This is a genomic window from Streptomyces sp. NPDC005775, from assembly GCF_042871565.1.
Classification (GTDB): Bacteria; Actinomycetota; Actinomycetes; order Streptomycetales; family Streptomycetaceae; genus Streptomyces.
Genome location: NZ_JBIAIU010000014.1, coordinates 130353 through 142329, shown reverse-complemented (window position 1 = coordinate 142329; position 11977 = coordinate 130353). Strand labels below are relative to the sequence as shown.

The following is an 11977-nucleotide window of genomic DNA, read 5'->3' as shown; positions in this document are numbered from 1 at the left end:
GGCTGAGCCCGCCATTGGAGGCGACTGCGGAATGACGCTGCTTGCACAAATCAGCGACCTGCACCTGGACGGCAGCGAGAGGGCAACCCGACGCGCCACCCGCGTCATGGACTACTTGCGAGCCCTGCCCCACCCGGTTGACGCACTCCTCGTCACCGGGGACATCGCCGATCATGGCGAGGAGGCCGAGTACGAGGAAGCAGCTCAGATCCTGACCGCCCCCTTCCCAGTGCTCACCTGCCCCGGAAATCACGACGCGCGACCGGCCTACCGCAAGGTCCTGCTCGGAGAGGCACCCGACCACGGCCCCATCAATCAGTCCCACCACATCGCCGGCACCACCATCCTGATGTGCGACTCCACCGTCCCGGGCCGCGACGAGGGACGCCTCGACGCCCAAACACTCGCCTGGATCGACACCACCCTCACCGCGCTGCCGCAGGACGCCGCGGCACTGATCGCCTTCCACCAGCCGCCGGTCGAACTCCATCACCCCCTGCCCGACTCCTGCATGCTCGAAGAGCCCGGACAACTGGCCGACTTGATCGACGCGCACCCGCAGGTCGCCGCCGTCCTCACCGGCCACGCCCACACCGCGGCCGCCTCGACCTTCGCCGCGCGGCCGCTGATCGTCGGACCGGCCATCACCTGGACCCTGCGCATGCCCTGGGAGGGCGACAAGGCCGCAGACCGCGACCAGCCGCCCGGCCTTGCGTTCCACATCCTGTCCGACGACCGGCGCCTGACCACCCACTACCGGGTAGTGCTCTGATCCCCCGCTCGCACGATCCGGAGGCATCGTGGTCCATCCCTACGCCGTCGCCGGGTTCCTGGTGGCGGTCCTTCCCCTGATCGCCACCCCCGGAGCCAGTCTGGCCCTGCTGATCCAACACGTCACCGAAAGCGGCCGCCGTCAGGCTCTTCCCGTCATCCTCGGTACAGTCACCGGCCTGTACATCCACGCCACTCTCGCCATAGCCGGCCTGTCAGCCCTGGTCATGCACTCCAGCCAGGCCTACACCGCCATCAAGCTCATCGGTGCCGGCTACCTCATCGGCCTGGGCATATGGACGTGGCGTTCCGCCGCACCGAACACGGCGCCCGTCCCCTACCGCCAACGCCGACCGAAAGGGGCGGACTCTGTCTACGCCCAAGCGTTGCTCGCCAACGTCCTCAACCCGAAAGCGGCAGCTATCTACTTGACCCTGGTCCCCCAGTTCATCGCACGCCACCAGCCCTTCGGCGGCCAGATCCTCACTCTGGCCACCGCCCACGCGCTACTGATCGCGCTCTGGCTCGCCGCCTGGACCTTCCTCATCTTGCGTGCCTCACACGCCCTGCACACGCCCCGCTTCAAGCAGACTGCCGCCAAGGTCACGTCAGCGGTCCTCATCACCCTCGGCATTCGGGGCGCCGTGACGTAGGCCGAGAGGCGCCTCCAGCCGGAGGCGTACTGCCACCGGGCAATGTTGGATGCGGTCCACTATCTGGTCGACAGTGGAACCAAATGGCGGGCTATGCCGGCCAACTTCCCGCCATTGGGCCAGGTCTACGCCTTTTTCCGACGCTGGCGCGAACACGGTCTGATCTTCGAGTTCCACGACCGGCTGCGGGGGAAGGTCCGCGAGAAGGCGGGCCGGGTCCCGGAGCGGACCGCGGGAGTGATCGACTCCCAGTCGGTGAAGGCGGACGCCGCGCCCGTTGATCAGCCTTGCCGCGGATTCGACGGCGGCAAGGCTGATCAACGGGCGCAAACGGCACGCGGTAGTGGACACGCTCGGCCTGCTGCTGGGCGTGATGGTCACCGCCGCGGACACCGGCGACCGCACTGCCGCCCAGGTACTTCTCGAGCAGGTCACCCACGCGCATCACCGGCTGGAGCTGGTCTGGGCCGACGGCGGATACACCGGCAGTCTCAGCGAGCACTGCCTCGCCACGCTCGCGCTGGTCCCGGCAATCGTGAAACGCAGCGACGACATGCGCGGCTTCGTCGTGCTGCCCAAGAGGTGGATCGTCGAGCGGTTCTTCGCCCACCTGATGCGATCCCGCCGCCTCGGGCGCGGACTCCGAACGCCGCACCGCCAGCGCCGAGGCGGTGGTCTACTGGTCGATGACCCTGCTCATGACCCGCCGCCTGACCCGGACTCGCTCTGCAGCAGCGTGAACCGCCCTGGCACCGGATCAATGGCGAACGCGACGGCCATCTCCTGGCAGGTCAACGGTCCCTGGCCGAGACCTTGCTGGTCGGACAGGACCCGAAGGATGCACTGGTAGTCCACCGACAGTACCGATCAGGCCAGGCCCGCGCGCCACGCCGGCACCACCGACTTCGGCTTCGCCGGCTCGGTCTGCGGACCAGTCTCCCGCAGGCCCCCGGTGGAATCCGGGGCGGCATCGCCAGCGCCGCCCGGGGCCAGGACCTCGCCGACCCGCGAGCGGGCAATGGTCCACTCGCTCCAGTCCTGCTCGGCCACGGCCTGAACGCGATCGGCCTCCTCCCGCAACTTCTCCACACGACGACGAGCAGCGAGCTCCCGCTCTTCCAGCAACCCAGAAACAGACGGCATCCGCGACCTCCCGGAGAACAGCAACCCGACGGGCCACAACTCCCGCTGAATCACCGCTCCTACTCCTGACCAGCGGAAACTAAGGGCTGTCGCGTAATCCCTGGTGGATCAGCGCGCGACGTCAGATGCGGTGCATCGCAAGGCGGAGGGGCGTCCGCATACTGGATGTATTCGGGCGTTCCGACAACGCGGCGAGGTGCCGTAGCTGTCGTCGTGCGCCCGCCAGGGATTACGGGACAGCCCTTAGGCAGCCACCACCGGAAAGACAACAGCCACTAACTCGCCCTGATCTGGCGCGCGGATCCCGCCCTGAATGAGGCCTCCTGACCGGGCCCGCAGCGGATGGTCGGCGGCGGTGAACACCGCCACGATCGGGAACGAACCACTCCGTCGAGCAGCGCGCCACAGGTACGCGTACTGGAGGCCGGGGTCTGCTGTTGTCAGCCGGACTGCTCAACCGCGCTGTGCAGCGGCGTCGGTCACCAGCTGCCACATCTCATAGTTCCCGCATTCTGCCGTGATCCCAGCCGTCGCTTGAGCCGCGGCGAAGAAGTCGTCGGCCAGCGGCGAGGTGCGCGACGCTGCCATCGCGACGAAAACCTGGTCGGGCGCCAGGTCCAGGACGGGCACGTACCTGATGTCCGGTCGTGAGTAGAACACGGTCTCCGAGCGCCCCACGAACGAGATGCCACGGCCGGCCGCGACGTGCTCGAGCTTCTCCTCCACCCCGCGCACCCGGAGCCCGGAGTCGGGGTGCGGACGCTTGGTGGGCTGCGTGCTCGGGTCGGCATGCCAGATCAGCGGCTCACCGGTCAGGTCCGCCTCGGTGACCTCCTCCTTGCCGGCCAGCCGGTGGCCAGCGGGCAGCGCCACCATGAGCGGCTCGGTGTAGAGCGGCATGAGGCGCAGGCCTGCCTCGTCGATGGGCAGCCGCACGTAGCCGACGTCGACACGGCCGTCAAGCAGCATAGCGACCTGGTCGTCCCATTCCATGCGCTGCACGTCCACGACCACGTCCGGATGGCGGCCACCGAACTCTCGCGCCGCGGGGATGACCGGGATCCCAGCCCGAAAACCGACCACCAGCCGCTGGCCGCCACGGGCAGCCGCGGTCACCCGGCGCCTGACCGCTTGCGCGGAGGCGAGCAACGGACCGGCGTCGTCCAGGAGTTGTCGGCCCGCGTCCGTCAGCGTGACGCCGTGGCTGTCCCTGGTGAACAGGGGGGCGCCGAGGTCCTGTTCCAGCGCGCGGATCTGCCGACTGAGCGCCGGCTGCGCGATGTGCAGGTCCTCGGCGGCGCGGCCGAAGTGCAGTCTGTCGGCGACGGCGACGAAGTAGCGCAACTTGCGGAGATCCAGATCCATGGGGCCCCTCCCGGTCCGGCAATGCCTTGAGGTTATCACCACGGTTGAAACGGGTCTTGGACACCCGCTCAGGCCAATGGCATCGTTCATGGGGCCGAGAGAATTCGGTACAAGAATTCTGGATCGGTAATTGCTACTCATCAATTCAATGGAGTGATCGTGGGAAAGCTCGATGGCAAGGTAGCGGTAATTGCCGGTGGATGGCCGGGGCCAAGCTTTTCGTCGAGGAAGGCGCGCATGTCTCCATCCAGGCCCGGCGGCAGGAAGCACTGGACGAGGCCGTCGAACTGATCGGCCGCAACGTCACCGCCGTCCAGGGTGACGCGTCCGACCTGGACGACCTGTACCGCTTGTACGACACCGTCAAGCGGGAGAAGGGCTCGATCGACGAGCTGTGGGCCAGTGCCGGCATGGGCGAGCCCGCCATGCTCGGCGAGATCACCGAGGAACAGTTCCACCGCTCCTTCTCGCTCAACGCCCGCGGCACCCTGTTCACCGTGCAGAAGGCACTACCCCTGCTCAACGACCACGGGTCGATCTTGATGACCGGATCCAATGCCTTCCCCGGCGCCTTCCCCGGCTGGAGCCTCTACGCGGGAAGCAAGGCGGTCCAGCAGGCCTTTGCCCGTGTCTGGCTCAACGAGCTGCGCGACCGCAAGATCCGGGTGAACGTCCTGGCCCCGGCCAGGACGGCACGGCCAAGCAGGAAGAGCTATTCGACGAGGCGACCAGGACTGCTTTCGAGTCCCTGATCCCCCGCGGAAAGATGGGCCGCCCCGAGGAGATCGCCACGATCGCCCTGTTCCTGGCCTCCGACGACTCCAGCTACGTCAATGGTCTGGAGCTGGTTCGCCGACGGCGGCACCACCGCTATCTGAACCACGCACGAACGAGACCGGACCACGCACGAACGCGACAGAGCGGCGCCTAGAGAACAGGCGCCCCCGAGAACAGGAAGAGAGCACAGCTCATGAGCAGCATCACCTTCATCGGTGCGGGGAACATGGCCCACACGATCGGCGCGCTCGCGGTAGCGGGCGGCAACACCGTCGAGATCATGGCGCGCGATCAGTCCAAGGCCGAGGGCCTGGCCAAGACTCTGGGCGGCGGCACGACGGCGGGTGAGTGGGGCGCCGTCCCGGCCGGGGACATCGTCATCACGGCCCTGTTGTACGACGGGGTCGTTCCGACCGTCGCCCAGTACGGGGACGCCCTCGCGGGCAAGACCATCGTCGATATCAGCAACCCCTTCAACACCACGGGCGATGGCCTGGCCCACAGCGAGGAGACCTCGATCGCGCAGGAAGTCGCCAAGGTGGCCCCGGCCGACGCCAACGTGTTCAAGGCCTTCAACACCATCTTCCGTGGCGTTCTGGAGAACGGCCGGCCCGACGTCTTCTTCGCCGGTGACGACCCGCAGGCCAAGGCGGACGTCGCGGCATTCATCGAGAGCCTCGGACTGCGCCCGCTGGACGTCGGCGGCCTGAAGATGGCGCACTGGCTCGAAGGAGCGGGCGTGCTCACGGTAGGCCTCGCCGGCAACGGAATCGGCCACGGGAACTTCGCCCTGGGCGTCAGCGAGTTTACGGGCTGACCCCTCCGGGGCTGACCAAACAGTCGGCAAATAGGGCGCCGTGCGCTCTGGCCAATCGACGGAACCACCGACTCGTCGATGCCAGATGCCAGATGTCAATAGTGGCGAAAGAGTTCGCCCGAGGAGGCCAACGCAATGCAGCTCGGTTTCGTGATTCCCCTTGTCGGGCCCGCGGTCAGCGACGCCCCCGCCCTGAGCACTTTCGTCCGCGGACTCGAGGACCTCGGCTACGACACCCTGTGGGTCGGCGATCGCCTGGTCACGCCGGTTGATCTGGGCAACGGCTATCTGGACCTGGGGCCACAGATGGCCCGCTCCTTCGATCCGATGCTGCTGTTGACCGTCGCTGCGGCGGCGACCGACCGGGTACGCCTGAACACCAGCACGCTCAGCACGTTCTACTACGAGCCGCCGCACCTGGCCCGGCAGTTGACCACGCTCGACGTGCTCAGCGGCGGCCGCCTCGGCGTTGGTGTGGGGGTGGGGTGGATGAAGCAGGAGTACGACGTCGCCCGCAGCGCGGACTGGAGCCGGCGCGGCAAGATGCTCGATGACATGTTGGCGTTCCTGCGGGCGTGGTGGACTACCAGTCCCGTGTCCTGGGACAGCGAGTTCTTCACCATGCCACCGGTCCACGCCGACCTCCGTCCGGTCCAGGCGGGCGGGCCGCCCATCTGGATCGGTGGTGCCAGTGAGGCCGCGATGCGCCGGGTCGGCCGCAGCGGGGTCGGCTGGCTCGGGGTCGAAGGGCCGGCGCCCGCCGCGTCGGTCAGTAGTCAGGACGAGGGCGCAGGCCGCCTGTGGTCGATCGCGCGTCGAGCGGCGGAGGAGGCCGGCCGCGATCCCGACGCACTCAAGACGGCCATGCGGATCAACCTCGAGCCGGGCACGTCCGTCGGCTCGGTCGCGGACCAACTGACGCGGTACGCCGAATCCGGTGTCGATGAGGCGTACTTCGATGCCTTCACGATGTTCGCCGGCCTTGACCAGCTGCTCGACTTCGCCGGCCAGGTGATCGAGCGTACCGGCCGGCTGTGACCACCGAAGAAACGACCGCCGAAGCAACGACGGGCGAAGAAGCGACGGGCGGGCAAGCCGTTCGATTCGGACCAGAGGAAGAGAGTCTCACCATGAGCAGCATCAGTTTCATCGGTCTGGGGGGCATGACCCACGCCATCGCCTCACGTGCGGTAGCGGGCGGTAACTCCGTCGAGCTGATCGGCCGCGACGCCGCCAAGACCAAGGGCCTGGCCGCCGAGCTCGGCGCCGGCGCCACGGTGGGGGCCTTCGGCGCCGTCCCTGTGGGCGACATCGTTGTCCTCGCCGTGCCCTACACCAGCGCCGTGCCGGTCGTCGCCCAGTACGGGGATGCCTTGGCCGGCAAGGTCATCATCGACATCTCCAACACGTTCGATGCCGACGCCACCGGAGTGGTCACCCCCGAGGGCACGTCCGGTGCGCAGGAGATCGCCAAGGCGGCCCCGGCGAGCGCTCACGTCGTGAAGGCTTTCAACACAGTGTTCGGCCATGTCCTGGTCCAGGAACGTCCGTTGGACGTGCTCTTCGCCGGAGATGACGCACGGGCCAAGGCCGACGTGTCGGCGTTCATCGCGAGCCTGGGACTGCGTCCCCTCGACGTCGGCGGCCTGGAGATGGCCCGCTGGCTGGAAGGGATCGGGCCGCTGCTGATGGGCCTGGCCCGGAACGGCGCGGGGACCTTCGACGTCGCCCTCGGCGTCGACCTCCGCGGCTGAGCACACCCGCACCACCACCCCGCACCACCACTTCGCGCACCACATCACTGACAAGGAGCAGTACCTTGCGTGTCTTCGTCACTGGCGGGACCGGCCATTCCGGTTCGTACATCATCCCCGAACTCATCGCCGCAGGACACGAGGTCACCGGCCTCGTCCGGTCGGACACGGCCGCCGCGGCACTGTCCGCGCTCGGCGCGAAGATACGCCGCGGCGACCTCCAGGACCTCGACGGGCTCAAGGAGGCGGCCGCGGGCTCCGACGGCGTCATCCACGTCGCGCACCGGCAGGACCTGCTTCCGTCCGGCGGGATGGCCGCCGTGGCCGCCGCGGAGCTCCCGGTCATGCTCGCGTACGGCGAGGCCCTCGCGGGGACCGGTAAGCCGCTGGTCGCGGCAGGGAGCATCGGCTCGCCCGGGACCGGGACGTACCTGGGCCGGCCGGGTACCGAGGAAGACCCGGCCCTGCCCGTCGGCGACGAGCACAAGGGCACCCTGCGGGCCCGTAATGTCGTGGAGTCCGCCGTCATCGGACTCGCCGAGCAGAAGGTACGGTCCTCGGTCGTGCGGATCGCCAACATCATGCACAGCACGACCGATCGGGGCTTTCTCCCCATGCTGATCGCGCTCGCGAAGGAGAAGGGCTTCGCCGGCTACCCCGGAGACGGCGCGAACCGGTGGAACGCCGTGCACGCCCGCGATGCCGCCTCCCTGTTCCGTCTGGCGCTGGAGAAGGGCCCGGCCGGCAGCTACTGGCACGCGGTCGAGGACGGGGGCATCCCTTTCCGCGAGATCGCCGAGGCCATCGGCAGCCGCCTGGGCCTGCCCGCCGTGAGCGTTCCCATGGACGAGCTGATCCTGCCGGCACATTTCGGGTTCCTCACTAACGTCGTCACGCAGAGCTACCCGACGTCCAACCTCATCACCCGCCGGACCCTCGGCTGGGAGCCGGCTCAGCCCCGCCTCCTCGCCGATCTGGACAACGGCCACTACTTCCACGCCGGCTGACAGCTGGGGCCCGGGTCGCGACGAGTCCGGCGCGTGGCAAGAACGAGGCTCGTACAAGGACAAGGCTCTTCTGGAAGGACGCCGAGAACATGACGACTGTGGGATTCATCGGAAGCGGATCCATCGGCAGCACCATCGCGCGGCTCGCCGTCGAGGCCGGACATCAGGTCGTGCTCAGCAACTCGCGCGGTCCCGGGACGCTCGCGGACACGGTCGCGAGACTGGGTCCGGGGGCCTCCGCGGCGACGAGCGAGGAAGCCGCGGCGGCCGGTGACATCATCGTGGTCACGGTGCCGGTCACGGCCTTCCCCGACCTGCCCGCCGCACCACTGGTGGGAAAGACGGTCATCGACACGTGCAACTACGGCCCCGAGCGTGACGGGCACATCCCCGAGCTCGACAGTGGGTCGCTCACCTCGAGCGAACTGCTGCTGCGCTACGTTCCGGACGCCGGACTCGTGAAGGCGTTCAACACCATCTACTTCAAGCACGTGCTGTCACTCGCCCGCCCGGCGGGGGCGGCCGACCGGTCGTACCTGCCGATCGCCGCGGACTCGGCGCCGGCGAAGGCGGCGGTCACCGACTTCATCGACTCCATCGGGTACGGCGTGGTGGACGCGGGACCGTTGGCCGACAGCTGGCGGCAGGCGACGGGCACACCGGTGTGGGGCAGCCCTTATGGGCCGTACTCGAACGAGAAGGGCCGGCCCGCCGGCGACGACGTCATCCGCGCGGCACTGGCCACCGCCACGCGGTGACCGCAGGTGTGCGCGGGCCGGCGACGGCGTCGACCATGTCCAGGCGCTGTCGCACGGCCGGCACGTGAGCACGACCAGGAGAGGCACATGACCGACCACCCGCCGCTGATCGCTGTAACCGATACGGACCTCGAAGACCTGCGCGCGCGGCTGCGGGCCACCCGGTGGCCCACCCGGTGGCCCGTCGATGGCTGGGAAGCGGGCGCCGACACCACTGAGGTGCGCCGCCTGGCGGAGTACTGGGCCACAGGCTATGACTGGCGCACCCACGAGGCGCGGATCAACGCCCTCCCGCACCACACGGCCGTCATCGGCGGCACGCCCGTCCATTACCTCCGGTTCGACGGCGAGCGTCCAGACGCCCTGCCGATCGTGCTGACCCACGGCTGGCCCAGCACCTTCCTGGAGCTCACCGACCTCGCCCGGCGTCTCGCGGAGCCCTCGAAGCACGGCGGCGACGCGTCCGACGCGTTCACGGTCGTCGTCCCCTCGCTGCCCGGCTACGCGTTCTCGCCGCAACGCCCGGACCTCCCGCCGACGCTCCAGACCCACCAGATCTGGCACCGGCTCATGCGGGACGAGCTCGGCTTCGACCGGTACGCCGCCCACGGCGGAGACCTGGGCGCGGGGATCACCTCGCGTCTGGGTGAGGCCTACCCGGAGTCGCTGGCCGGCATCCACCTGCTGGCCGTCGCCGCGTCCCAGGGGTACGACGCCGCCGACCTCACCCTGGACGAACAGGCCTACCTCGACCAGGTCGCCAACTGGAGCGCGAAGGAGGGCGGTTACCAGCACCAGCAGAACACCCGGCCCCTCACCCTGGCCCATGCGCTGTCCGACTCTCCGACCGGCCTGCTGGCCTGGATCGTAGAGAAATACCGCGCCTGGAGCGACTCGGGCGGCGACCTGTCGTCCCGGTTCACCGACGACTTCGTCCTCACCCAGGCGTCCCTGTTCTGGTTCACCGGCACAATCTCGACGTCGTTCCGGCCCTACTACGAGTACGCCCGCGGCCTGACCCGGCGTGTCGAGAAGGTCGAAGTACCCACCGCCGTCGCCGTCTTCCCCGCCGACCTCACCCGGCCCCCGCGCTCCTGGGCCGAACGCACCTACAACATCACCCGGTACACGTCGATGCCGCGCGGCGGACACTTCGCCGCCCACGAAGAGCCCAGACTGCTCGCCGACGACATCACCGAGTTCTTCCGCCAACTGCGCTGAGACCGACCCGGCAGCAGTCCATAAGCGGGCCGGCCACCCCTCCGGTCACCAGACCGCTGCGGTAGGCGTGGACCACCGCCTGCACAAGGTCCCGCAGGCCGAGCCCGGTCAGGAGGCGCGACACGTACGTCTTGACGGTCTCCGGGCTGATCACCAGCGTTGCGGCGATCTCACCGCTCGACAGGCCGTTGGCGATCAGGCGCAGCACCTCGAGCTCGCGCGGCGTCAGCCCGATGTCGGCAGCCGCGCTCGCGACAGCAGTCACCGCCCCGCCACCACCCGCAGCTTGACGTTCGTGTGCTGTGACAGCTTCCCCTGGACGCCCCGCGCTTCCTGCGCAGTACACGCACCCATCGTCATAACCATGCTGCGAGCTTCGTCTGTCACCGGCCGGGTCTGCATAGCCTGCCGCGACTGAGCGACCTCACGGCGCAGCAGCTCACTCCTGGCAGCCGACTCGGTGCCGGTGGCCAGCTTTGGTCCGCAGCATCAGCTGCAACCGCATCACCCTCACCGACGAGGCATGCGGAGGGGCGGGTGATGCAATTGTGGCCCGGGCGCACCTGAGTGGAACTACAGCCCATGGGCTTTCGCGCCCGCTCGCCCGGTCGCTTATGAACGGGTGCGGAGCTGCTTACTCGCCTGGCGGCTCGGAGCGGAGGGCTACCTTCTTCGCTGCTTCGGCGAGGCCCGCGAGGGCGAGGAGAGCGAATCCTCTCCACTGATCGCCACACACAGCGGTACCACCGATTACGGGACAGAGCCGCACGTTTATCGTCCCGGCCCGGGCTGGGCGGAGGTCAAGGTGTGCCTTGTCGCCGGCGTGCGGATCGATTAGCCACCAAGAGGCACACCCACACAAGGACATATGCGGCAGCCAGCACGACCTGTCTGGTGCTCGCGCCGACACTCACCCGCCACACCAGCAATCCGACGCCTATGCAGAGCATCGGCCAGTAAAACCACGGCCCCCACCTATTACCCGGTCTGGTCCATTCCGGCGAGGTGGACTCAGAACGTTGCGCCATGTGCGCCTCCTTGGTCAAGAGGCACCTTCCCCAAAAGCTCTCGTGAACACCGCTGCCGCCAGTCCCCTTGGGTACAGACACGGTTCAGCAAGAGAGATGACACGGAGCCAGCCCCTGGCGGACGGGGGGCGTCCAGACTCAGCCTGGACGGGACTTCAGATGAGTGCAATGGCCGCGAATCGGCCGCCCAATCGAAGCTGACGTCCGCGAAAGGCTGCGGTCAACGTGCCCTGCCTGGCCGACTACGCATCACGCGATACGTCAGGAAGCAGGCGACTATAACACCCAGCACCCCGGCGACCAGAATAATGGGGCGACCACTTGTGAAGCCAGTAATCAATCCGAAGATCGATACACAACCGCACAGCACAAGGAAGGCCACAAACCTTTTGTTGATCACGGATTCCTCCCCGATCAAATGGGCGCTTCAACCGGGTCACCCGGGGGTGACGACCCCCGGATCCCACGATCCGCTCCGGTTCGCCGACGCGCTGCTCTTCCGTACCGTCAGAAGCAGTTGATCCCGTAGATCTTCTGACCCGTGGACGAGTAGACATGTGCATGGTCGGCGATGTCGAGAGTGACCTTGTACGTGCTTGGTTCGGGCTCTGCGCCACCACGAGTGTGTAGCGGTCATCGGCGTCCGGCGCGCTGGAGATGGTGCACGTCATCGGGCCGCCGAT

12 protein-coding genes and 3 pseudogenes are annotated in these 11977 nt (G+C 68.1%); 11 read left to right on the top strand and 4 right to left on the bottom strand.

Annotation, left to right across the window (positions count from 1 at the left end; translation table 11 throughout):
• Window positions 1-31 precede the first annotated feature (31 nt).
• The 4 genes and pseudogenes from ACFYPA_RS28970 to ACFYPA_RS28955 all read left to right on the top strand — a co-directional run bounded on the left by ACFYPA_RS28970 (window position 32) and on the right by ACFYPA_RS28955 (window position 2274).
• Entirely contained in the window at window positions 32-772 is a 741-nt protein-coding gene (locus ACFYPA_RS28970; RefSeq protein WP_389135084.1) for a metallophosphoesterase, read from the top strand.
• Between the two features lie 28 nt (window positions 773-800).
• Window positions 801-1424, top strand: coding sequence for a LysE family translocator (locus tag ACFYPA_RS28965; protein WP_389135082.1), 624 nt, complete (start codon window positions 801-803; stop codon window positions 1422-1424).
• A 42-nt stretch (window positions 1425-1466) separates the two neighbouring features.
• Window positions 1467-1535: pseudogene (locus tag ACFYPA_RS28960) on the top strand (hypothetical protein); the annotation flags it as partial.
• A gap of 166 nt (window positions 1536-1701) precedes the next feature.
• A complete protein-coding gene (locus ACFYPA_RS28955; protein ID WP_389135079.1) occupies window positions 1702-2274 on the top strand; it encodes a transposase in 573 nt (190 codons plus the stop codon).
• Window positions 2275-2291: 17 nt separating this feature from the next.
• Here ACFYPA_RS28955 and ACFYPA_RS28950 read toward each other — a convergent pair whose 3' ends face one another.
• Window positions 2292-2621: a hypothetical protein gene (locus tag ACFYPA_RS28950; protein ID WP_389135076.1), complete on the bottom strand. Its 330-nt coding sequence runs from the start codon at window positions 2619-2621 to the stop codon at window positions 2292-2294.
• A 399-nt stretch (window positions 2622-3020) separates the two neighbouring features.
• Window positions 3021-3932 (bottom strand): LysR substrate-binding domain-containing protein, encoded by a 912-nt coding sequence (locus ACFYPA_RS28945; protein WP_389135073.1) that lies wholly within the window; start codon window positions 3930-3932, stop codon window positions 3021-3023.
• 159 nt (window positions 3933-4091) lie between these two features.
• Between ACFYPA_RS28945 and ACFYPA_RS28940 the strand changes: the two are divergent.
• From ACFYPA_RS28940 to ACFYPA_RS28910, 7 genes and pseudogenes are all read left to right on the top strand, one after another.
• Window positions 4092-4810: pseudogene (locus ACFYPA_RS28940) on the top strand (SDR family NAD(P)-dependent oxidoreductase).
• 92 nt (window positions 4811-4902) lie between these two features.
• Entirely contained in the window at window positions 4903-5526 is a 624-nt protein-coding gene (locus ACFYPA_RS28935) for an NADPH-dependent F420 reductase (protein WP_389135071.1), read from the top strand.
• Between the two features lie 135 nt (window positions 5527-5661).
• Entirely contained in the window at window positions 5662-6564 is a 903-nt protein-coding gene (locus tag ACFYPA_RS28930; protein WP_389135070.1) for a TIGR03619 family F420-dependent LLM class oxidoreductase, read from the top strand.
• A gap of 92 nt (window positions 6565-6656) precedes the next feature.
• Window positions 6657-7280 carry an NADPH-dependent F420 reductase gene (locus ACFYPA_RS28925; RefSeq protein ID WP_389135068.1) on the top strand — a complete coding sequence of 208 codons (624 nt, stop codon included), beginning with the start codon at window positions 6657-6659 and terminating at the stop codon, window positions 7278-7280.
• Between the two features lie 65 nt (window positions 7281-7345).
• Complete coding sequence (locus ACFYPA_RS28920) at window positions 7346-8287, top strand: SDR family oxidoreductase (RefSeq protein WP_389135066.1); 942 nt, start codon at window positions 7346-7348, stop codon at window positions 8285-8287.
• A gap of 98 nt (window positions 8288-8385) precedes the next feature.
• A complete protein-coding gene (locus tag ACFYPA_RS28915; protein ID WP_389135304.1) occupies window positions 8386-9045 on the top strand; it encodes an NADPH-dependent F420 reductase in 660 nt (219 codons plus the stop codon).
• A gap of 87 nt (window positions 9046-9132) precedes the next feature.
• On the top strand, window positions 9133-10266 hold the full coding sequence (locus tag ACFYPA_RS28910) for an epoxide hydrolase family protein (protein ID WP_389135063.1): 1134 nt from the start codon (window positions 9133-9135) through the stop codon (window positions 10264-10266).
• Between the two features lie 43 nt (window positions 10267-10309).
• Here ACFYPA_RS28910 and ACFYPA_RS28905 read toward each other — a convergent pair.
• Window positions 10310-10510, bottom strand: a pseudogene (locus ACFYPA_RS28905) (response regulator transcription factor); the annotation flags it as partial.
• A 17-nt stretch (window positions 10511-10527) separates the two neighbouring features.
• A complete protein-coding gene (locus ACFYPA_RS28900; protein ID WP_389135302.1) occupies window positions 10528-10626 on the bottom strand; it encodes a hypothetical protein in 99 nt (32 codons plus the stop codon).
• Between the last annotated feature and the right edge of the window lie 1351 nt (window positions 10627-11977).